Source organism: Halogeometricum limi, assembly GCF_900115785.1.
Taxonomy (GTDB): Archaea; Halobacteriota; Halobacteria; order Halobacteriales; family Haloferacaceae; genus Halogeometricum; species Halogeometricum limi.
This window is the reverse complement of sequence record NZ_FOYS01000001.1, coordinates 786,680-807,920: the sequence shown is the minus strand read 5'-3', so window position 1 is coordinate 807,920 and position 21,241 is coordinate 786,680. Positions and strand designations below refer to the sequence as shown.

Genomic DNA, 21,241 nt, shown 5'->3' with positions numbered 1-21,241 from the left:
CTTCTCCTGTCGGCGCTCAGCCCTCCGAGAGCGTCCGCGTCGAGCGAGTCGCAGTCGAGACCGTGAGTCGGCCGTCGCCGTCCGTCGGGACGACGCCGGCGAGGACGGACGCGGCGACGACGAGACCGACGAAGGCGACGAACGCGCCCAGTGGGACGCCGACGAACGGGAGGGCGGCGACGGCCAGTCCCGCGAGACGTGCGACCACGCCGACGACGCACGCCAGAGCGAACGCGCGGGCGAAACCGGGGTCGCGCGCGAGGGCCACCACGTCGCCGACGTGGTATCCGCGGAGCGACCCCACCTGCGCGACGCGGACGAGTCCCGCCACCGAGAGATAGCCCGCGAGGAGTTCGAGGACGACGACGAAGAGCAGTGCGGCGACCGCGGCGTAGTCCGGAGCGAGGAACGGACTGCCGAAGTGCGCGAGCGAGGAGATGCTCATCAGCGTTCGGTCGAGACCGACGAGTGCGACGACGCCGACGGCCGGGAGGTGAAGCGGAAGCGTCACGGCGGCGACGCGGACGCCGTCGCCCGCGAGGCCCCGCCAGTCGTCGAACGCGGCGAGTCCGTCGCCGCGGGCGCGACGGCGAATCGCTCGGACGGCGTAGCCGGCGAGGAGGACGCCGAGGACGGGTGTCGAGACGCTGGCGAGCGTCAGGAGCGTTCCGACGACGAGCGTGTCGGTGCTGTCGCCGTCGAACGGTGCGCGAATCGCGTCGTCGAGTCTCTGAGTCATGCTGTGCCGTCTGGCCGCGGGTCAGTATATAAACGTACGCACCGTCGGAGCGTCGAGCGGACGGCCCCCGCAGTGTGTGTCTGCGACCCGCACGCCGACCCGAAACAATCGTTTTTAACACCGGCCAGCGGGAAGCACGGGACATGCAGAACCGAACGCACACGGCAGACGCCGAACCCGGCGACAGCGTCACCGTCGCAGGGTGGGTCCACGAGGTTCGTGACCTCGGCGGTATCGCTTTCCTCATCCTCCGCGACAAGAGCGGGAAGATTCAGGTCAAGTTAGAGAAAGACGAGATGGACGAGGAACTCGTCGAGACCGGACTGGACGTCTCCCGCGAGAGCGTCGTCTCCGTCACCGGCGAGGTGAAAGAAGAGCCGCGCGCGCCGACGGACGTCGAAATCGTCCCCGAGAGCATCGACGTGCTGGCCGAGGCGGACACGCAACTCCCCCTCGACCCGTCCGGGAAGGTCGACGCGGAACTCTCGACGCGACTCGACAACCGGACGCTCGACCTCCGAAAGGACGAGGTGAAGGCCATCTTCGAGATTCGCGGTGAGATTCTCCGCTCGGTTCGCGACGCGTTCCGCGACCTCGGTGCCTCGGAGATCAACACGCCGAAAATCGTCGCCACCGGAACCGAAGGCGGAACGGAACTGTTCCCCATCACGTACTTCGGTAAGGAGGCGTTCATGAACCAGTCGCCGCAGCTTTTCAAACAGCTCATGGTCGGCTCCGGTCTGGAACGCGTCTTCGAGGTCGGCCCCATCTTCCGCGCCGAAGAGCACAACACGCCGCGACACCTGAACGAGGCGACGTCTATCGACTTCGAGTCGGCCTTCTTCGACCACACGGAGGCGATGGACGCCTGCGAACACGTCGTCAAGGCCGCCTACGAGGGCGTCGCCGAGAACTGCCAAGAAGAGCTCGAAGCGCTCGGTCTCGAAGACGAGTTCGAGGTCCCCGACGGCGAGTTCCCGCGTCTCACCTACGAGGAGGCCATCGAGCGAATCAACGCGACGGGCGAACTCGACGAGCAACTCGTCTGGGGCGACGACCTGCCGACGGAAGGCGAGCGTGCGCTGGGCGACGACGTCGGCCAGCACTACTTCATCACCGACTGGCCCTCCGAGATCAAGCCGTTCTACATCAAGGACCACGACGACGACGACCAGCTCTCGACGGGGTTCGACATGATGCACCCCCGCATGGAACTCGTCTCCGGCGGCCAGCGTGAACACCGCTACGACCGCCTCGTCGACGGCTTCGAACAGCAGGGGCTCGACCCCGACGCGTTCGAGTACTACACGAAGATGTTCAAGTACGGCATGCCCCCGCACGCCGGCTGGGGTCTCGGCGGCGAGCGTCTCGTCATGACGATGCTCGGTCTCGACAACATCCGCGAGGCCGTGTTGTTCCCGCGTGACCGTCAGCGGCTGTCGCCGTAAGCGACGCCGCGGCGACGAACGCGGGAACAGCGAGCAAATATCTGATTTGTGAGTGGGTTCCCGCGGGACAGACAGCGCCTGAGTCCGTAGACGAAGGCGTTTCTGCGAGCGGAAACGGCGAGCGAATCATCGATTCGCGAGTGGATTCCCGCGAGACCGTCAGCGTCTGACTCCGTAGGCGAAGGCGTGGTGAACCATCGAGAGGAGCGCCACCGAATCTCTCCGTAGAGTCGTTTCGGACGCGTGTCGAAACGAGAGACGAGAGCCGTCCGGTCGATTCCGTTCTCTTATCCGGTCGACCGTCGCGACCAGACGGGTACTTCAATCTGCGGGCACGCCGCCTTTTACTACGCAGACGAAGCCCCGAGTACGATGACCGAGACAGACGTCGACCTCGTCGACACCGTCGTCGAAGCCGCTGCCGACCGCGGGGACAACCTCGTCGTCAGAGAGTTAGCGATACTGGCGATGCGGCACGACCCCTTCCCGCAGGAGTCGGACACGTACGGCATTTCGAGAACTCGACTGGTGGCGTACGCGGCGGCACTTCCGGACGGCGAGCGTCGAATCGACGCCGACGACGTCGAACGAGCGTTCGCAGAGCAGACGACCGGCAGCGAGTCGTGGGTCGACGCCGACCACCTCTACGTCACCGGCGACGACCACGTGAGTCCGTATCCGAGAGCGTGGCACGAGACGCTGGAAGGCGAAGACGACCTGATTCGGTTCGTCGAGGTCATCCTCGCTGAGGTGGGCGACTCGGAGTCGGCGTTCGACCGCGGCGGCCACGACGTCGGCGTCCCGGAACGCATCCTCCTGAACGCGGCCACCGCCCTCGGACCGCTCACCCGTACGGAGACGAAAGAGCAACTCGAACGCCACCGCGAGGAGGGAACGCTGGCCGAACGGGCCGACCAACACCCGGACGCGAGCGTCAGACTCGCCGGCGTCGACCACGACTGAGAACACCGCCGACGAAAGAGCGATGTTCTCGCCGGTAGAACGTATGCCATGGCTACACACGGAGGGCGAGCGTCGCGGGAGGAACGGCGTGAATCCGACGAGGAGACGCCGCTACAGGAAGTCGTCGCCGGCGTCGTCATCGGAGCCATCCTGCTCGTCGGGTTCGCGCTCCTCGCGGTCGGCTACCCCTTCTTCTGGGTCGTCTTCCCCGTCGGGTTCGCCGGCGTGTTGCCGATGGCTATCGGCCTCACGCGACTGTACGAGAGACGACGGGAGGCGGAAGCGAAGCGGCGCGAGGCCGAACGGTCGGAGCCGGGGTCCGCCTTAGAGACGCTCCGTCGCCGGTACGCGACGGGCGAGATAGACGAAGACGAGTTCGAGCGACGAGTCGAACGACTGCTCGGAACGGAGACGGCGTCCGACGCCGCGGCGTACGTCCGCACCCGCCCCGAACGAGAGCGCGAAACGGAGTAACGCTCCGTCCGTCGTGGCTCCGACGCTCGACCCGAAATCGGACCCGACATAACGGTCGACGTTCGAGAGACGGTATGACCGACGAGGCGACGGCCTTCGTCCCCGGACACGTCACGGGATTCTTCAGCGCCCATCCGCACGACGACCCCGCGGTCGCCGGGTCGCGTGGCGCGGGCGTCGCTCTCACGCACGGCGTGCGTGTGACGGTCCGACGGACCGCCGAGACGGACGGCGCGACCGGAGAGCGAGACGCGACGGAGCGAAGCGACCCGAGGGCGACGTTGAACGGCGACCCGGTTCGGATGCCGCCCGTCTCCGGCGTTCGAGACCGACTGGGCGTCCCGGCGGCGACAGTCGTCGCGGAGACACCGCTTCCGCTCGGCGCGGGGTTCGGCGTCAGCGGTGCGATGGCGCTCGGAACCGCCTACGCCGCGAACACCGTCTTCGACTGCGGTCGGTCGGAGAACGAACTCGTCACCGCCGCCCACTGCGCGGAGGTTGCGGCCGGGACCGGACTCGGAGACGTGGTCGCGCAGGCCCGCGGCGGCCTCCCGATTCGACTCGAACCCGGCGCGCCCGGCCACGGCGAGATGGACGGCGTCCCGGCGCGCCCGCGCGTCGAGTACGTCGCCTTCGGCGAACTCTCCACCGCGGACGTGCTCTCCGGGGACACGACGGCGCTGACGAGGGCGGGCGAGCGAGCGCTGTCGGACCTGCGGGCGGACCCGACGCCGGAGACGCTGCTGTCGCTCTCGCGGCGGTTCGCCGACGAGGCGGGACTGATGACGGACCGCGTCGCCGCGGCCGTAGAGGACGTCCGGGCCGCGGGCGGCGACGCCGCGATGGCGATGCTCGGCGACACCGTGTTCGGGTTCGGGACGGCGCTGTCGGACGCCGGATACGACCCCGAGGTGTGTGCGGTCCACCCCGCGGGGTCGAGTCTCGTCACCGAGTGAGCGAGCGTCGCTCCGGAAGTCGGCCCGTTTTTCTCGTCCGACCGCACACGTTCGCCTATGAGCGACATCGAGATTCCGGAGAGCCACCCGCGCTATCTCTCGCTTCTCACCAGACACCGAATCGAGGAGGGCGTCGAGAAGGGAATCACCTCCAAGCAGGGCCTCATCGCGGAGGGCCGCGGCGAGGCGTTCGACTACCTGCTCGGCGAGGAGACCATCCCCTCGGCCGACGCCGCCGAACGCGCCGCCGCGGCGCAGTTGCTCCTCGCGGAGCACCCCGTCCTCTCGGTGAACGGCAACGTCGCCGCCCTCGTCCCCGGCGAGATGGTCGAACTCGCCGAGGCGGTGGGTGCGGACCTCGAAGTGAACCTGTTCAACCGAACGGACGAGCGAATCGACGCCATCGTCTCGCATCTGCGCGACCACGGGGCCGACGCGGTGAAGGGACAGACCGCCGACGGCCGGATTCCGAACCTCGACCACGAACGCGCGAAAGTCGACGCCGACGGCATCGGGTCGGCGGACGTCGTCCTCGTCCCCCTCGAAGACGGCGACAGGGCCGAAGCCCTCGCGGCGATGGGGAAAGTCGAGATAGTCGTCGACCTGAACCCGATGTCTCGCTCCGCGCAGTCGGCGGCGATTCCGATAATCGACAACATCGTCCGCGCGATTCCGAACGTGACGGAGCACGCGCGGGAACTGGAGGGCACCTCCCGCGAGGAGCTAGAGGCTATCGTCGAGGACTTCGACCGGGAGGCGGCGTTAGCGGAGGCCGAAAAGGCGATTCGCGGCGGCGAGTTGGCGTAGCCGAACCGGACGAGCGTCCGCACATGGGGTCACTCGGCCGGGTCGCCACCAGTGTCGTCCGAGTGGACCCGACACTCTCTGAGATACCACACGTACGCGAGGGCGAACATCGATCGCTGGAGGACGCCAGCGTATCCCGCGAACACGGCCATCGAGGCGGGAACCGCAACTGTCGCAAAGAGAGCGGAGAAATCAAGCCGACGCACGGGACGACCTGCAGTCCAACGACGGTAGACGAAGGCGAGGACGCCGAACGCGAAGCAGAACCCTACCGCCGTCGCGGCAACCGAGTGGGCCGCGTCCTCGACCGGGTCGAACGGTACCGCCGGGTCCCACGCTCTCGTAGAGAACGTCGCAGTGGTCACCATCGAGAGACCAAATCCGAAGTGGAACACGGCGGCCAGTCGCCCCCAGTCCGACCGCCGTTCGACCGCTAACCTGACGACCGCCAGACCGAACAGGAGGAAGCCGAGTCTGGCGACCCACGCACCCGTGACTCCCTGTGCAGCGGATTCGCTGGTCGTGTGAGCGACCCACGAGTAGCCCGCCGGTACGAACAGCGGAGCGACTGCCAACGCGAGCATCGACGCCGAGAGACAGGCGACGATGCCGGGACGTACGCCGAGGCGAATATCCTTCATCGATGTGCGCTCGGTGACTCCCTACCGACGACGAGGAGATAGATACACCGGTGCGTGCAGAGACGGGAGACGGTCGGTCGGGTACCGACGAACTCTGAGAGAGGTCACTCGAACCCGCTGACCAACACCGCGACCCACTGCGCCGGGTCGCGCCGCCGTCGAACCTCGATACCGTCGACCCACTTTATCCACTGGAAGCCTCGTCTGTCGGGCGCGACGAGACGGGCCGGAAATCCGTGGCCGTGAGAGAGTCTGTCGCCGCCGACGTGCGTCGCCAGCAGCATCTCCTCGGCCTCCTCGATGGGGAACGACCAGCGATAGCCCGTCACCGAGTGGACTGTCACCCACCGCGCTTCGGCCGTCGGTCCCGCGGCGTCGAGAACGTCGCCGAGGCGGACGCCGCGCCAGTCGCGTTCGGCGTACCACCCGCTGGTGCAGTCGAGGAGGACGCGACGTTCGGTGTCGGCGTCGGCGGTGAGGTCCGCCGCGGCGAGTTGCACGGGAGAGTCGACGTCGCCGCCGACGCGGATTCGCCACGTCTCCTCGTCCACCGGGTCGGGGTCGTCGGCGACCCAACTCGTCACCGGGAACGAGGCGTTGCCGTCGCCGACGTCACCCTCGGGAGCGAGTCCGTCGTTCTCGATTGGTTTCGACCCGGTGAAGCGTCGCACCCGGCCGCCGGTGTCGAGGGCGGCGTTGACCAACTCCTGTACGCGGAGGAGGAGTGCGCCACCGACGAGGAGCGTGCCGTACTTCAGCGCGGTTCGGCGGCCCTCGAAGTCCGCGCGGGTCGGCGTCCGAAAGCGGGTGTACAGGTGTGCGAGGACGAGTGGGAGGAGGACGAGCCCGAGGCCGACGTGGAGGTTCAGCAGGTTCCAGTAGCCGAGAACGCGCGCGTTGCCGCCGAGCACCCACCACGACCCCGTGAAGAGGGCGGCGACGGCGACGGTGGCGGTCAGAACGGAGAGTCCGGTCGCGCGGTCCCAGAGGCGTGAGTCGGTGACGCGGCGGCGGACGCGGCGGAACTTGTAGAAGAGCAAGAAGACCAGCGTGAGGCCGACGAGCGCGTGGAGTTCGAAGAGCGGCCAGTTCGCCGGCGCGCCCGCGCCGAAACTGAGGACGCCGCTCCCCGCCTCGAACAGGACGCACGCGAGGATGGACCAGTCCACGAGTCGCGGCGGCGGTTCGAGGGCCGCGAGGAGTTCTCGTGCGCGCGCGCTCATACGACCCTCTAGCGGGTCGGAGAGAAAGAAGCCGTCGCCGGGTCGAGAGTGCGGAGTTACTGGAGTGCTTCGGGCAGGTCCGCGTCGAGTCGGTCTCTGTCGTGGGGTTCGAAGAAGTCGATGTCGGGGCCGGTGGGAACGAGACGCTTCGGGTTCACGTCGCCGTGGCTCCGGTAGTAGTGGTGCGTGATGTGCTCGACGTTGATGGTCTCTTCGACGCCGGGCAGTTGCGCGAGTTCCTTCGTGTAGTTCCAGAGGTTCGGGTACTCGTGGATGGCTCTCCGATTGCACTTGAAGTGCGTGTGGTAGACGTGGTCGAAGCGAATCAGCGTCGCGAACATCGCGACGTCGGCTTCGGTCAGCACGTCGCCCACGAGGTATCGCTGGTCTTCGAGGACGGACTCCCAGTGGTCCAAGGCGTCGAACAGTTCGGCCACCGCCTCGTCGTAGGCGTCCTGCGTGTCGGCGAATCCGGCGCGGTAGACGCCGTTGTTGATGGGGTCGTAGATGCTGTCGATGGCGTCGTCGACGTCCTCTCGGTAGCCCTCGGGCCACAGGTCCACGTCGCGTTTCGCGTGGTCGTCGAACTCGGTGTCGAGCATCCGCATTATCTCGCGGGACTCGTTGTTCACGATGGTCTCCGCCTCTTTGTCCCAGAGGACGGGCACGGTGACGCGCCCGGTGAAGTCGTCGTCCGCGCGGGTGTAGATATCTCGGAGGAACTCCTCACCGTGGAGGGGGTCCGGGTACTCCTCGGAGAACTCCCAGCCGTCGTCGATGCGGACCGGTTCGACGACGGACAGCGAGATGGCGTCCTCCAGTCCCTTCAGTCGGCGCGTCATCGCGGCGCGGTGCGCCCACGGACACGCCCGCGAGATGTACAGGTGGTACCGCCCCGACTCCGCGGGGAACTCGGCGTCCTCGTCGGCCGAAATCCAGTCGCGGAACGACGTCTCCTGTCTGTCGAACTCGCCGTCGTCGTTCGTCGTCTGGTAGGCGTCGGTGCGCCACTCCCCGTCGACGAGCATGTTCATCGGCGGTCACCTCGCAGCGAGCGTCGTCGTGTCATCGTCCGCAGTTGGGCCCGTACCCCGGTAAACCGTTCGACACCGGCCGTTGCGACCGCCGTCTAACGAACCGACAGATGAGCGACAACTATTTATTATCGAGTAATACTACTAGGTTGTATGACGGAGTTCAGCGGATTCGCGGACGTGAGCGAAGCACAGGTGACGCGGGCCATCGCGAGCGACTGGACGGACGAGTTCGTGGACCGCATCGACACCGAGGTGATACTCGTCGGCGGCGGTCCGTCCGGTCTCGTGGCGGCGAAAGAACTGGCCGAACGCGGCGTGGACGTGACCATCGTCGAGAAGAACAACTACCTCGGCGGCGGGTTCTGGCTGGGCGGGTTCCTGATGAACAAGGTGACGGTTCGCGACCCCGCGCAAGCCATCCTCGACGAACTCGGGGTACCGTACGAGGAGTCCGACGAAGCGCCGGGGCTGTACGTCGCCGACGGCCCGCACGCCTGTTCCGCGCTCATCGAGGCGGCCTGCGACGCCGGTGCGAACGTGCAGAACATGACCGAGTTCACTGACGTGGTCGTCCGCGAGGACCACCGCGTCGGCGGCGTCGTCCTCAACTGGACGCCCGTCCACGCCCTCCCGCGCGAACTCACCTGCGTCGACCCCGTCGCCGTGGAGTCCGACCTGGTCGTCGACGCCACCGGTCACGACGCCGTGGTCATCTCGAAACTCGCGGAACGCGGCGTCCTCGACGCGCCCGGAATCGAACACGCGAAAGAGCACAACACGGGCATGGACAAGACGAGCGACGGCGAGTACGGCGCGCCCGGGCACGACTCGCCCGGGCACGACTCGATGTGGGTCGGGCGCTCTGAAGACGACGTGGTCGAACACACCGGCGTCGTCCACCCCGGCGTCGTCGCCTCCGGGATGGCCGTCGCCACCGTCTACGGCCTGCCGCGCATGGGGCCGACGTTCGGCGCGATGCTCGTCTCGGGCAAGCGCGCCGCGCAGGCCTGTCTGGACGAACTCGGCCGGGACGGCCCCGAAATCGACTTCGCGCCCGCCGCGCCCGCGGACGACTAGAACCACGAGCTTTTTTCCACACTCGGGTTTCCTCGGGCCGCTTCGCGGCCCTGTGGGAACCCTCGTCGGAAAAAAGCTCGACCAAAAACCTGCCGCGACTCGCTACGCTCGTCGCGGTACGACTGCTTGCGACGACCGGCCCGCACTACGCGGTACGGTCACCGCCGACGCGAACGCGACCCCCGACTGACGCCTCGTCTCCCTACTCCTCCCGCACCCGTCCGCCGGTCACCCGCGCGAACCCGAGCGCTCGCGTCTCGTACTGCACGTCCTCGCACAGGTCGTCCAGTTGTCGATGGGCGGCGGCGAGTCGCGCGTCCAGCATCTCGGTCGGCGACCGGTCGAGTTGACTCCGCGTCCCCGGCGGTGACGACGCCCGGACGATTCCCTTGAACATCGCGTTGAGCGGCCTGAACGGCGTCGTCGTCGTTCGGCCGAGGTCGGCGAGTGCGAGTCGCCCGCCGGGGCCGACGAGTCCGGCCCACGTCCGGACGGCCGCCGCGGGGTCCCCGAGCATCCCCGAGACGAACGTCGCGAGGACGGCGTCGGCGTCCCGAACCGGCGGTCTGGTGGCGTCGCCGCGGACGACGTGAACGTTCTCCCACCCCGCCTCGTCGATTCGCTCGCGAGCGACGGCGAGGACGCCCGGCGTGAAGTCGACGCCGACGACGGTTCCCGTCGGACCGACTCGCTCTCTGAGGTAGGGGAAGTTCGCGCCCGTCCCACAGCCCATCTCGACGACGGTGTCGCCCGGTTCGGGTGCGAGGGCGTCCGCGACGGACGCTCGGAGACTCCCGGCGCCCGGCGTGTGCCGCGCGATGGCGTCGTAGAGCGCCGCGTACCGGGTGTAGAACTCCTGCGTCGCGGCGATTCCGTCGGACACGGTCACTCGGTGAGGAGCCCCCGAACGGCCCGAGCGACCGTCGGCGCGTCGGGTCCGAGGACGTACGTGATGGCCTCGATTCCGTACGCTCCGCGCTGGTAGAGGACGAACGTGTCGGTCAGGTCGTCGCGTCCCTCGAGGGCGTGGACGATGGGGTCCGTCGGCGCGTCCGGGTCGAACTCGACGGCGTCGTAGCCGGCCGCTTCGAGCGAGGCGACGACGTCGTCGTCGTGACAGATGTTCACCGCGCCGCGCACGTCTCGGCCCGCCTCTCGCGCGGAGAGGAGGACCGACGCGACGTGTTCGCTCACGCCGAACTCGGGGTCGCCGGGGACGGTCGCTTGCCCCTTCACGTCGAAGATGCGACCCGGAATCGCGGCGACGTCCTCGATGCCGTCGGCGTCGGGCAGACACTCCGCGAGGTTCGACCCGACGTTCGGGATGAGGCCCGCGAACCCGCTGGCGTTCGTGAGCGCTCGCAGACCGCGACGGACCGACGACCGCACGCGCTCTGCGGTTCGGAGCGTGCTGTCGGGGTCGTGAACGCTCAGCGCGCCGTCGTACTCGGCGAGCGCCGGCATCTCGCGTTCGTGGATGGTCGCGAGGAGGTCACCCTCCTCCAGTCGCCGGATGAGCACCTCGGTTTCGACGAGCGCTTGCACGGGCGTCATGTCCCCCGTCGAGAGGCCCTCGGCGATTCGCTCGACGAGGTTCTGCACTCGCTCGTCTTCGAGGAACTCCTCGTTTCGGCTCACCTCGCCGTGGGCGTACTTCGAGACGGCCGACTGGCTGATTCCGAGCGCGTCGGCCACCTCTCGCTGGGTGAACCCTCGCTCGCGGAGTTCCTCGGCCAGCATCGACCGGAACGTCGGGAGGAACTCGTCGACGACTATCTCCTCGATGAAGCGCATCACTCCTCCTCCGGCGGGTCGTCGCCGCTCGGGTCGCGGGTCGGGGCGTCTTGGGCTTCGGTTTCGGCCGCCTCTCGCGCCGCCGCGAACTCGGGGTCGGCCCCGATGCGCGACGCCTGCGGACCGCGCTGGTTCTGGTACTTCGACCCGCGTTCGACCCCGTACGGCCGGTCCGCGGGGTTCTTCAACTCCGTGAACACGAGTTGCGAGACGCGCATCCCCGGCGAGAGGGCGACGGGAGCGGTGCCGAGGTTCGACAGTTCGAGCGTTATCTGTCCCTCGTAGCCGGGGTCGACGATGCCCGCCGTCGCGTGGATGACGATGGCGAGACGGCCGAGCGACGACCGACCTTCCACCGTCGCGAGGAGGTCGGGCGGAATCTCGACGCGCTCTTTCGTCGTCCCGAGGACGAAGTCGCCGGGGTGGAGGATGAACTCGTCGCCCTCGTCGACGTGCGTCTCGCGGACGTACTTCGAGACCTCCTCTTCTCTGTTCGGGTGGATACACGAGATGTTCGTCCGCTGGAATTCGAGGAACTCCTCGCCCAGTCTGAGGTCGATGCTCGCCGGTTGGACCTGCATGTCGACGTCGTCCAGTGGGTCGACGACGAGGTCCCCCTCCCCGAGTCGTTCGAGGATATCAGCGTCGGACAGTATCATGTTGGCAGAGGCGCGTTCGGGTGACGTAAAGCCACTCCTCTCCGTCCGCGACGGCGAGGTGACGGCGAGACGAGGGCGAGGCGACGGCGGGCCTCCGACAGTCGCGAACGGCGACCAGTCCCCCCGTCAGACTGTCCGACGGACCGACCGGCGGCCACAACTCATTCCGGTGGGTCGGGTGAACAACCGCGTACGATGTGGCCTCTCTCGTCGGAGTCGTCGTCCGAGCGTGCTCGCGTGGCGTGGTGGATATACGTCCTCTCGCTCGCCGTCGTCGCCGGGTTCGTCGTCTACTCGTTCGTCGGTACGTTCGTCCTCGGTATCTTCGCGTACTACGCGGCGCGACCGCTCTGTGACCGACTGAGTCGGCGAATCGACTCGGACGGTATCGCCGCGACGGTGACGGTGTTGGGGTTCGTCCTCCCCATCGTCCTGCTCCTCGCGTACGCGGGCTTTCACACCGCGACGAGCGTCCAGTCGATGCTCGGGAGCCTTCCGGGGCCGCTTCAGGCGTTGCTTCAGCGGTTCACCGGCGTCCAGTCGATACCCAGCGCCCAGTTAGCGACGGTGTCGAACCTGCTCGACAATCCGGGGTCGTCGCTCGCGATGGACAGGCAGGCCGTCGTCTCGATGCTGCAACAGGGGGCGGCCGTCCTCGGCGCGTTGGCGAACGGCCTCCTACACCTGGTTCTCGCCCTGTCGATGGCGTTCTACTTCCTCCGCGACGACGACAGAATCGCCGCGTGGTTCCACGAGAACGTCGCCCGCAGAGAGTCGGCGACGGGGACGTACGCCGCGGCCGTCGACAGCGACTTAGAGTCGCTGTACTTCGGGAACTTCCTGTTCGTCGTGGTCATGTCCGTCATCGCCGCCGTCGTCTACCTCGGGACGAACCTGCTCGCGCCCGCGAACCTCGCCGTGCCGATGCCGCTCGTCCTCGCCGTCCTCACCGGCGTGTCGAGCCTCGTTCCGCTCGTCGTCGGCAAACTCGTCTACGTCCCCGTCACGCTCTATCTGGCGATTTCGGCGATGCGAGCGTCCGGCGGAAACCACCTCGCGTTCGTCGGCGGCTTCCTCGTCGTCTGCGTCGTCTTCTTGGACCTCCTCCCGCAGGGACTCATTCAACCGTACGTCACGGGCCGGAAGCTACATCCCGGCCTCCTGCTCTTCGCGTACATCCTCGGCCCCATCGTCTGGGGCTGGTACGGCTTCTTCCTCCTCCCTCTCGTCGTCGTCCTCGTCGTCGAGGTTATCAGGGTGATATTCACCGACCTCGTGCACGAGAACCCGCTGACGCCGACGGTCGACGCCGCGGAGGACCTCGGGTCGTCCGACCCGGAACCGTCCGGCGGTGACGCCGGGTCGTCGGGCTCCAGCGACTGACACCCATAGGTGCCTGCAAGGCCCGTGGCGGTCCCCGCCGAGACGTCTCTGCCCCTCCCGCCGACCGCGACTCGGCAGTGCTTTATCGTCGGGGCAGCGACTCCGGCGCATGAAGCAGGCCATCGTCGCGCGGGCCGACCTCGGCATGGGGAGAGGAAAACTCGCCGCACAGGTCGCGCACGCGAGCCTCTCGGCGTACGAGGACGCCGACCGAAAGGCGCGAAGCGAGTGGAAAGGCTCCGGACAGAAGAAAATCGTTCTGAAGGCCAACGGCGAGGATGCCCTCTTTCGCCTCGCCGACGAGGCGGAGCGACAGGGGCTTCCGCACGCCATCGTGCGCGACGCGGGGCACACCCAGTTGGAACCGGGGACGGTGACCTGTCTCGCCGTCGGCCCGGGAAGAGACGACCTGGTCGATACGGTGACCGGCGAACTCTCGCTGTACTGAAAAATTCGCGGATAAATGGATGAGCGGTCAGTTTTGTGACGACTCGACAGCCGAACGACTTACAACGAGTCACACCCGACAGTGGAGTCATGAGGGAGTTCGCCGCGTCCGACTCGGGCAAGACGCTGCTCCAGATTCTGGAGAACGTCAACGACGTCATCACCGTCCGAGACGCGGAGACGGGCGAGACACTCGCCGTCAGCGGTGCTGTCGAAGAGATGTACGGCTACACCGCGGCGGAGTTCCGTGACCTCTCTATCGAAGCGTACAGCGCCGGGCCGCCGGAGTACACCCAAGAGCGCGCGCTCGAACTCGTCGACGAGGCGCGGATGAACGGAGAGACGAGTTTCGAGTGGAAGGCGAAGCGCGCCGACGGCAGCGAGTTCTGGACCGAGATAAACATCTCGCGGACGGAACTCGAGGGGCAGTCCGTCCTCGTGAGCGTCGTCAGAGACGTGACCGAACGGAAAGAGTACGAACTCGAACTCGAACGGTACGAACGGCTCGTCTCGCTCATCTCCGACCCCGTGTTCACGTTCGACGAGAACGACCGCATCGACTACGTGAACGAGGCGACGCTGGCGCTCACCGGACACTCGCGCGAGGAGTTGGTCGGGGCGCACCCGCGGAAGTTGTCGGTCGACCAAGCGCAGACGCGCGAACATCTTGAGGCCATCCACGAGTTGCAGGACGGCGAAGACGACTCCGTCCGCCTCGAAGGCACCATCACGCGGGACGACGGGACAGAGCGCACTATCGAGTCGAACATGGCGCTGTTGCCGCCGACGGACGACGGCGAGTTCGGCGGCGCGGTCGGCGTCTCTCGGGACATCACGCGTCGCAAGCGCCGCGAAGAGAAACTCGAACGGTTCGCGAGCGTCCTCAGTCACGACCTGCGGAACCCGTTGAACGCCGCGATGGCGCAGTTGACCCTCCTCCGCGAAGTCGAGGGCTGCGACAGCGAGTACGTCGACACGCTCGAAGAACTGACCGACCGCATGGCGGAGATAATCGACGACGTGCTGACGCTCGCCCGCGAGGGCCAGTACGTCACCGACCCCGAGGCGTTCTCCCTCCCGGAAGTCGTCGGCGAGGCGTGGAACACCGCCGGGACGCCGGAGGCCACGCTGGTCGTCGACGACGAGTTGGGCGTCGTCGAGGGCGACAGACCGCGCGTCGGTCGCCTGCTGGAGAACCTGTTCAACAACGCCATCCGCCACGCCGGCGACGACGTGGTCGTGGAGGTGCGTCGCCTGCCGGACGGGTTCGCCGTCTGCGACGACGGCCCGGGCATCCCGCCCGACGAACGTGACGACGTGTTCGACTACGGCTACTCGACGAACACCGACGGAACGGGGTTCGGACTCAACATCGTCGCCGAGATTGCCGACGCACACAACTGGGACGTGGTCGTCGGCGAGAGCGACGCGGGCGGCGCGTGCTTCGAGATAACCGGCCTGTCCGAGTGACTCGGGCGACGAACCGGAGAGGCCTTACCCGCGCGAGCGAAAGCGCCGCACGGACCGGAGACACGATGCGCGAGGCACACTCGACGGAACGGACGGTCGGTATCGACTACTACGTGAGCGACGCGGACGGAACGTGCGGCCGTCTCCGGGTCGACCCCGAGGACTTCCGCGTGCGCGAAGTCGAGGGGATGACCGCCGTCGACGTGGACGAGGACCCCGGCGACTACCCGTACCTCCTCCTCCGCGTGACGCTCCGCGAGTGGGACACGAACGACTTCGCGCGCCGCCTCTCGGACGCCCTCGGCGTCAGCCGAGAACGGGTCGCGTGGGCGGGGACGAAGGACAAGTACGCCGTCACGACGCAGTTGTTCTCCGTCCGCGACGTCTCGCCCGACGACCTGCCGGAGATTCGGAACGCCGACGTGGACGTGCTCGGCCGCATCGGCCGTGACCTCCACTTCGGTGACCTCGCCGGCAACGAGTTCGACATCCGCGTCAGCGACGCCGACGCCCCGGAGAACGCCGCCGCCGTCACCGCGCAGTTGGCCGCCTTCCTGAGCGACGACGCCGACACCGACGCGGACGGAGACGCGCCGACCCCGACCGAAGACGCCGTTTCGGTGGCCGTCCCGAACTACTTCGGCCACCAGCGATTCGGCAGTCGCCGACCCGTGACGCACGTCGTCGGCCTGCACGTCGCCCGCGAGGAGTGGCGCGAGGCCGTCCTCGCGTACATCGGCAACCCCGCCCCCGCGGAACCGGAAGGGACGCGGGCCGCGCGCGAGTTCGTGGACGAACAGGCCGACTCGGCGGACCCCGACTGGCACGCCGCCCTCGCCGAGATGCCGAACCGTCTGCGGTTCGAGCGGTCGATGCTGCACCGCCTCGCCGAGGACGGCGACGAGACGGCCGACGACTGGCGACACGCCTTAGAGGCGGTCCCCCGAAACCTCCAGCGACTGTTCGTCAACGCCGCGCAGTCGTACGTGTTCAACCGCATCCTCTCGGAGCGACTGGACCGCGGGATTCCCCTCACGCGACCCGTCGAGGGAGACGTCGTCTGCTTCGCCGACCGAGACGTGCCCGACAGTCTGTACCGCGCGGACCCCGACCGGACGCAGGTGGCGACGGGCCGTCGCGTGGAGGTGATGAGTCGACACTGCGAACGCGGCCGAGCGTTCGTCACCGCGCCACTCGTCGGCACCGAGACGGAACTGGCGGACGGCGAGGCCGGCGAGGTGGAACGCGCGGTTTTGGACGAACTCGACCTCTCGCCCGTCGACTTCGACCTGCCGGGAGAGTTCGACTCCACGGGGACGCGTCGGGCCGTCCTCCTGCGGACGGACGTGGAGACGTCGGTGGGAGACGACGGCTACGAACTCTCCTTTTCTCTCCCCTCGGGGTCGTACGCGACCGTCCTCCTCAGAGAGTACCTGAAGACGACGCCGCAGGACCTCTGAGTCGCGCGGCGGTCGACGGATACGGCGGTCACTGGTCGACGGATACGGCGGTCACTGGCCGACGGTTGCGCCGGTCACGCAGTCGGCCCGAACAATCGTGCTTTTACGTGCACACCGACACCCACAGATATGGACTGCGGGCGGTGCGGCACGCCGTTAGAGAAACCGGGAGACTACTGTCTGACGTGCGGCACCGCGAACTGCGACACCGTCGTCGTCGCCTTCGAACGGGACAGAGCGGAACTGACGATGCTTGACGAAGAGGACGTCGTCGGAACGACGGCGGTGACGACGATACCCGAAGAAGAGGGGGACGCACAGGTGGTCGAACTCCGGAACTTCGCCGGCCTCGTCGCCGACGAGATTCGACGGAAACGACCCGAGGAAGTGTACGCCGCGGGCGACAGGGACGTGCTCAGAGAGACGCGCGCGCAGTTGCACCACGAGTTCTACCGCGTGGCGACCGAGAACCCCGTCGAACGCGTCCTCGAACGGCGCGGCGAGCGCTCTCTGGAAGTCGTCGAGACGCCGCCGCGCGAGAAGGTGGGCGGGACCCACTCGACGCTCATCGGCGGCCGAGACGGACGGCGGGCCATCGCCGTCGTCGCGGACCACCCGCACGTGAAGAAGATAATCCCCGGCCCCATCGACGCCGGGGGGATGGGGTCGCAGAAGAGTCTCAGAGCGAAGGTGACGCGGGCGGACGCCAACGGCAACGTCCGCCTCCTCCTCCGAGACGGGTCCAGCGTGCAGGAGAACCGCATCGTCACGACGGCGATGGACACGGAGACGGGCGAGTTCGTCCGCGACGACCTGAACGAGGCGTTGCGCGAGGCCGAGTTACAGGAGTAAGACGTCCGCGCCGGCGTGTGAGGGGGACCCACTCGGCGAGGCCGACTCGCAGGCTTTATCCCGGTACCACGGATACATCGCGATACTATGGCCGAAAAGAAGGCACGAAAAGTTGGGAGTGCCGGGCGGTTCGGTGCGCGCTACGGGCGCGTCGCCCGCCGACGTGTGAAAGAGATCGAAGCCGACATGCGCGACGCGAAAGTCGACGGCGAATCCGTCAAACGCGTCGGCACCGGCATCTGGAAGAACGAGAAGACCGGCGAGAAGTTCACCGGCGGGACGTACCGTCCCGAGACGCCCGGTGGCAAGCAGGTTCGTCGCTCCATCCGCGCCGCACTCTCCAGTGACGGCGACGAGGAGAGCGCGTAAGACACATCACCGCGACCCACCACTACCCATACGATGAGCTACAAGTGTTCTCGGTGTAAGCGCGACGTCGAACTCGACGAGTACGGCGGCGTGCGGTGTCCCTACTGCGGTCACCGCGTCCTCCTGAAAGAGCGCGCACCGACCGTCAAGGAAGTCCCGGTCGAATAACTCTCGCCTCGTCGCGTCTCGTTTCTCGATGTCATCTCGTCACGACGCCACGCTCGCGTTCACCTACCCCGACGAGCGACTGGCGCGCACCGTCGCCGAGAGCGTCCGGGTCGAAGTCGGCGAGATAGCCGACGACCGGTCGGCAGCGACGGTGGACCGCGACGGCCGCGTCGTCCGGGTGTGCGTGGAGGCGGCTGACCTCGTCGCCCTCCGGGCGGGCGTGAACACGTGGTCGCATCTCGTCGGCGTCGCAGAGGCCGTCGCGACGGGTGTGACGTAGTCGCACGCGGCGCGGCCGAGAGAAGAGAATACGGGTCTTTTTCAGTCCGCATCTCGTGGGTCGGGGTATGCAGGGTAATTTGCCGCCGGAAGCGCAGGAGAAGCTCGAAGAACTGCAGGACCTTCAGGAGACCGCACAGAAGGTCGCCGCGCAGAAACAGCAGGCCGAGTCCACGCTCTCGGAGTCCGAGACGGCGCTCGAAGCCCTCGACGACATCGACGAGGACACCGTCATGTACCGCGAAGTCGGCGAACTCCTCGTCGAGACGGACTACGAGTCGGCGCACGAAGACCTGAGCGACAAGGTCGAGAGCCTCGAAGTCCGCGTCGAACAGCTGAGCAAACAGGAAGAGCGCGTGCAGGAGCAGTTCGAGAGCCTCCAGAGCGAACTTCAGCAGATGCTGCAGGGCGGCGCGGGCGGCGGCCCGATGGGCCCCGGCGGCGCAGGCGGCGCGTAAGCGCATGCCGACGGACGAGACAGAGCCGACAGACGAGACAGTCGTCGAGACGGCCGCAGAAGCCGCCGAAGGCGTCATCTTCGCCCGCTACAAGCAGTCGCAGGTGAAGGACTTCGACGTGACCGTCACGTTCGAGGACGGCGTCCTCGAAGTGGACGTCTACGTCAACGCGCCCGACGAAGCGGAGGCGGACGCCGAAGCCGTCGCCGACGAGGCGGCGCGGGCCGCGCGAGAAGCCGTTGACGAACTGTTCGAAGCCGACGCGGCGTAGCCCGCGTCTCTTCTCTCACGTTCACGATTCCGTGAGGAATCGTTATCAACTACGTTGGTGTATGCTACCGTATGGCAGTCAAAGGTAGCCTCGGCGGGACGCCGTTCGACCGCCTCCGCGAGCGATACGACCGAACCCAGATGCGCTGTAAGGAGTGCGGATTCCACGACACGGAGGGCGGATGGACGGCGGCGACGACGGGGAGCAAAGTGACGTACGAACACACCTGCCCGAGTTGTGGCTACGTCGACAGCGTGGTCATCACGACCTGAGCGCACGGGCGTAGACGGGAAATCGGCTCGGTTCGAGAACGTCGCCGTCAGGCGAACAGGAAGATGAGGATACTCACGGTCATCGCCACGAGGATGATGGAGACGGCGAACGCGCCGCCCATGGCGACGACGGCGTTCGCGTGACTGGCGAGCGTCTCGGTTCGGTCGTTGCCGAAGACGGTCACCTCGGCGCGTTCGACGGCCATTCCCGCCTCCACCGGTTCGAGGTCAGAGACGGCCTCGCGCGTGAGGTCGCAGATGAGTTCGCGGAGGTCGGACTGGTCGATAGCCGCCCCCACCTGGTTGTCCGCTTTGACCGTGTTGACGATGTGCGTGTCCGTCGTCATCGCCTCCGCGACGTCGACGAGTGCGTCCTCCCCCTCGGTCAGGTCCGAGAGGATGTCGTCGCGCAGACCCGGTTCCATGTTGTTGCCGTCGACGAGGACGTAGCCGGTGGTCTGCCCCTCGACTTCCGTGACGGCGACGCGGATGCCGAGTGGGCCGATACCCTCCATCGGCGTCCACGGCGTCTCGTCCCACGCGACGCCCATCGAGAGGTCGCCGCGCGTCGCCTCCGCCATCCGTTCTCCGGCGAGTCCCGCGGCGGTTATCATGTCGAACGAGCGCTTCGATCCCGGCGTGACGTGTCCGAGGTCCGGACCGTTCAGTCCGTCGTTGCTGTTGTGCGCGTCGACGAGGAGCACGTCGTCCAAGCCCGTCGTTCGCGCTTCCGCCGCCGCGGAGAGGCCGACGGCGTACTCCACGTCGTCCGCGAACGCGGGCGCGTACGAGGAGACGAGGACGGCGTCGTCGCCGAACCCCTGTCCGAGCACGTTCGCCTCGCCGGACCGCGTGCGGAGCGACTGCGTCGCGTCGGCCGTGTACTCGATTCGGTCGTGCGCGGCGTCGGCCGCCTGCAGGATGGTGTCGACTTCGCGCTCCGTGACGAGGTTGAAGTCGTGGCCGGCGGTGGCGTGCGGCGGGAACGCCACCCCCTCCGAGCGGTTGGCGACGCGTTCGGGGAAGTTCCCGCCGCCGATTTCGCCCATCGGCCCGGGGTGAATCATCGGGAGGATGAACCGGGCTTTCTCCCGCTCTGCGGACCGGAACGCGAGCACCGTCACGGGGACGATAGCCTCCTCGCCGAGTTGCTCGAAGAACTCCTCTAGCTCTCGGGACCCCTCGGCGATGTGACCGATGAACCCCCGGAGAAAGTCGAGGACGGAGACGCCGAGACTGCGTCGCCACGGGCGGTCGACGACGAGGATGAACACGTAGACGCAGAGCGCGTAGACGACGCACATCACGGCGAGAAGCAGGAAGTGGTCCGGCGAGACGGCCGACAGCGCCGCGGGCGCTCTGTCGGCGCGGGCGAGGTACGGCTTCAGGTACGCGTCGAGGATGGGTCCGCCGACGGAGAGGAAGGTGAGCGTTCCGCTGTAGACGAACAGGAGGACGGCGGACGCGAGCGTCTGGAGACTCGCGGGGACGGCCGCCACGAGGAGCGACGACCGGGAGACGGCCATCACGACGAGGAGGCGGAAGGCGAACACCGAGGCGAGGGCGACGACGAGAGCGTCGAAGACGAACCGCTGGCCGAGGCCCGTGAACACCGAGATGATGGCCGCGACGGTGACGATGGCGACGATGAGTATCTCGCAGACGAGTGCGAGAAGCGACGAGCGGTTGGGCGTGAGCGTCCCGCCGACGAATCGGTCGACGCCCGAGGTGGCGAACGCGGCGACGACGGTGGGGATGCCGATGAAGAAGATGCCCTCCCACGCGTCCTTGCCGAGGAAGAAGATGCCGCGCCACGTCCGCATCGTCTCGCCGGAGTCGAACGCGGCGACGCCCGCCATCGCGGCGAGGAGGAGGGCGAAGGCGAGGCTGGTGTACCAGTTGGGGGCACGGAAGATGTACCGTGAGAGCCCCGCCAAATCGCTCTGAGTGGCAGTCATTGTCGAGAGAGACTCGGGGTAATCTGGTAAAACCGG

At 67.4% G+C, this 21,241-nt stretch carries 25 protein-coding genes; 17 read left to right on the top strand and 8 right to left on the bottom strand.

Annotated elements, in window-relative coordinates; all coding sequences use genetic code 11:
* Positions 1-16 precede the first annotated feature (16 nt).
* Positions 17-739 (bottom strand): DUF4013 domain-containing protein, encoded by a 723-nt coding sequence (locus BM282_RS04205; protein WP_089877044.1) that lies wholly within the window; start codon positions 737-739, stop codon positions 17-19.
* Positions 740-882: 143 nt separating this feature from the next.
* Between BM282_RS04205 and aspS the strand changes: the two genes are divergently transcribed.
* The 5 genes from aspS (at position 883) to BM282_RS04180 (ending at position 5,387) form a co-directional block, all read left to right on the top strand.
* Positions 883-2,187: an aspartate--tRNA(Asn) ligase gene (aspS, locus tag BM282_RS04200; RefSeq protein ID WP_089877042.1), complete on the top strand. Its 1,305-nt coding sequence runs from the start codon at positions 883-885 to the stop codon at positions 2,185-2,187.
* Positions 2,188-2,559: 372 nt separating this feature from the next.
* Complete coding sequence (locus BM282_RS04195; protein WP_089877040.1) at positions 2,560-3,150, top strand: hypothetical protein; 591 nt, start codon at positions 2,560-2,562, stop codon at positions 3,148-3,150.
* A 48-nt stretch (positions 3,151-3,198) separates the two neighbouring features.
* On the top strand, positions 3,199-3,624 hold the full coding sequence (locus BM282_RS04190) for an SHOCT domain-containing protein (RefSeq protein ID WP_089877038.1): 426 nt from the start codon (positions 3,199-3,201) through the stop codon (positions 3,622-3,624).
* A gap of 74 nt (positions 3,625-3,698) precedes the next feature.
* Entirely contained in the window at positions 3,699-4,580 is an 882-nt protein-coding gene (locus tag BM282_RS04185) for a pantoate kinase (protein WP_089877036.1), read from the top strand.
* Positions 4,581-4,637: 57 nt separating this feature from the next.
* The gene (locus BM282_RS04180; protein ID WP_089877034.1) at positions 4,638-5,387 is read left to right on the top strand and encodes a 4-phosphopantoate--beta-alanine ligase; all 750 of its coding nucleotides are present in this window, start codon (positions 4,638-4,640) and stop codon (positions 5,385-5,387) included.
* A 29-nt stretch (positions 5,388-5,416) separates the two neighbouring features.
* Here the strand turns inward: BM282_RS04180 and BM282_RS04175 are convergent, their stop codons facing one another.
* From BM282_RS04175 to BM282_RS04165, 3 genes are all read right to left on the bottom strand, one after another.
* Positions 5,417-6,028, bottom strand: a complete 612-nt coding sequence (locus BM282_RS04175) for a DUF998 domain-containing protein (RefSeq protein WP_089877032.1) — start codon at positions 6,026-6,028, stop codon at positions 5,417-5,419.
* Between the two features lie 104 nt (positions 6,029-6,132).
* Positions 6,133-7,251, bottom strand: coding sequence for a molybdopterin-dependent oxidoreductase (locus tag BM282_RS04170; protein ID WP_089877031.1), 1,119 nt, complete (start codon positions 7,249-7,251; stop codon positions 6,133-6,135).
* A gap of 56 nt (positions 7,252-7,307) precedes the next feature.
* The gene (locus tag BM282_RS04165) at positions 7,308-8,285 is read right to left on the bottom strand and encodes a glutathione S-transferase family protein (RefSeq protein WP_089877029.1); all 978 of its coding nucleotides are present in this window, start codon (positions 8,283-8,285) and stop codon (positions 7,308-7,310) included.
* A gap of 153 nt (positions 8,286-8,438) precedes the next feature.
* On the opposite strand from BM282_RS04165, the gene BM282_RS04160 reads away from it, so the two are divergent.
* Entirely contained in the window at positions 8,439-9,365 is a 927-nt protein-coding gene (locus BM282_RS04160) for a sulfide-dependent adenosine diphosphate thiazole synthase (protein ID WP_089877027.1), read from the top strand.
* A 202-nt stretch (positions 9,366-9,567) separates the two neighbouring features.
* Here BM282_RS04160 and BM282_RS04155 read toward each other — a convergent pair whose 3' ends face one another.
* The 3 genes from BM282_RS04155 to dcd are packed head-to-tail and all read right to left on the bottom strand — an operon-like array spanning position 9,568 to position 11,818.
* The gene (locus tag BM282_RS04155) at positions 9,568-10,248 is read right to left on the bottom strand and encodes a class I SAM-dependent methyltransferase (RefSeq protein WP_089877386.1); all 681 of its coding nucleotides are present in this window, start codon (positions 10,246-10,248) and stop codon (positions 9,568-9,570) included.
* 2 nt (positions 10,249-10,250) lie between these two features.
* Positions 10,251-11,159: a thiamine-phosphate synthase family protein gene (locus BM282_RS04150; protein WP_089877026.1), complete on the bottom strand. Its 909-nt coding sequence runs from the start codon at positions 11,157-11,159 to the stop codon at positions 10,251-10,253.
* Positions 11,159-11,818 carry a dCTP deaminase gene (gene dcd, locus BM282_RS04145; protein WP_089877024.1) on the bottom strand — a complete coding sequence of 220 codons (660 nt, stop codon included), beginning with the start codon at positions 11,816-11,818 and terminating at the stop codon, positions 11,159-11,161. Before dcd ends, BM282_RS04150 begins: the two co-directional genes overlap by 1 nt.
* A gap of 237 nt (positions 11,819-12,055) precedes the next feature.
* On the opposite strand from dcd, the gene BM282_RS04140 reads away from it, so the two are divergent.
* The 11 genes from BM282_RS04140 (at position 12,056) to BM282_RS04090 (ending at position 19,247) form a co-directional block, all read left to right on the top strand.
* Positions 12,056-13,201, top strand: a complete 1,146-nt coding sequence (locus BM282_RS04140; RefSeq protein WP_175501352.1) for an AI-2E family transporter — start codon at positions 12,056-12,058, stop codon at positions 13,199-13,201.
* A gap of 109 nt (positions 13,202-13,310) precedes the next feature.
* Positions 13,311-13,649, top strand: coding sequence for a peptidyl-tRNA hydrolase Pth2 (gene pth2, locus BM282_RS04135; RefSeq protein ID WP_089877020.1), 339 nt, complete (start codon positions 13,311-13,313; stop codon positions 13,647-13,649).
* Positions 13,650-13,738: 89 nt separating this feature from the next.
* A complete protein-coding gene (locus BM282_RS04130) occupies positions 13,739-15,118 on the top strand; it encodes a PAS domain-containing sensor histidine kinase (RefSeq protein WP_089877018.1) in 1,380 nt (459 codons plus the stop codon).
* A 65-nt stretch (positions 15,119-15,183) separates the two neighbouring features.
* A complete protein-coding gene (truD, locus tag BM282_RS04125; RefSeq protein ID WP_089877016.1) occupies positions 15,184-16,578 on the top strand; it encodes a tRNA pseudouridine(13) synthase TruD in 1,395 nt (464 codons plus the stop codon).
* 129 nt (positions 16,579-16,707) lie between these two features.
* Entirely contained in the window at positions 16,708-17,430 is a 723-nt protein-coding gene (locus tag BM282_RS04120; protein ID WP_089877014.1) for a DUF2103 domain-containing protein, read from the top strand.
* Positions 17,431-17,517: 87 nt separating this feature from the next.
* On the top strand, positions 17,518-17,799 hold the full coding sequence (locus BM282_RS04115) for a 50S ribosomal protein L37ae (protein ID WP_089877012.1): 282 nt from the start codon (positions 17,518-17,520) through the stop codon (positions 17,797-17,799).
* A 33-nt stretch (positions 17,800-17,832) separates the two neighbouring features.
* Entirely contained in the window at positions 17,833-17,967 is a 135-nt protein-coding gene (locus BM282_RS04110; RefSeq protein ID WP_006056430.1) for a DNA-directed RNA polymerase subunit P, read from the top strand.
* Between the two features lie 28 nt (positions 17,968-17,995).
* Positions 17,996-18,247, top strand: a complete 252-nt coding sequence (locus tag BM282_RS04105) for a KEOPS complex subunit Pcc1 (protein WP_089877010.1) — start codon at positions 17,996-17,998, stop codon at positions 18,245-18,247.
* 67 nt (positions 18,248-18,314) lie between these two features.
* Positions 18,315-18,704 carry a prefoldin subunit beta gene (locus BM282_RS04100; RefSeq protein WP_089877008.1) on the top strand — a complete coding sequence of 130 codons (390 nt, stop codon included), beginning with the start codon at positions 18,315-18,317 and terminating at the stop codon, positions 18,702-18,704.
* 4 nt (positions 18,705-18,708) lie between these two features.
* On the top strand, positions 18,709-18,975 hold the full coding sequence (locus BM282_RS04095) for a DUF3194 domain-containing protein (protein ID WP_089877005.1): 267 nt from the start codon (positions 18,709-18,711) through the stop codon (positions 18,973-18,975).
* Between the two features lie 71 nt (positions 18,976-19,046).
* On the top strand, positions 19,047-19,247 hold the full coding sequence (locus BM282_RS04090; RefSeq protein ID WP_089877003.1) for an HVO_0649 family zinc finger protein: 201 nt from the start codon (positions 19,047-19,049) through the stop codon (positions 19,245-19,247).
* A gap of 47 nt (positions 19,248-19,294) precedes the next feature.
* On the opposite strand, the gene BM282_RS04085 is transcribed toward BM282_RS04090, so the two are convergent.
* The gene (locus tag BM282_RS04085) at positions 19,295-21,205 is read right to left on the bottom strand and encodes a DUF2070 family protein (RefSeq protein ID WP_089877001.1); all 1,911 of its coding nucleotides are present in this window, start codon (positions 21,203-21,205) and stop codon (positions 19,295-19,297) included.
* Positions 21,206-21,241 lie beyond the last annotated feature (36 nt).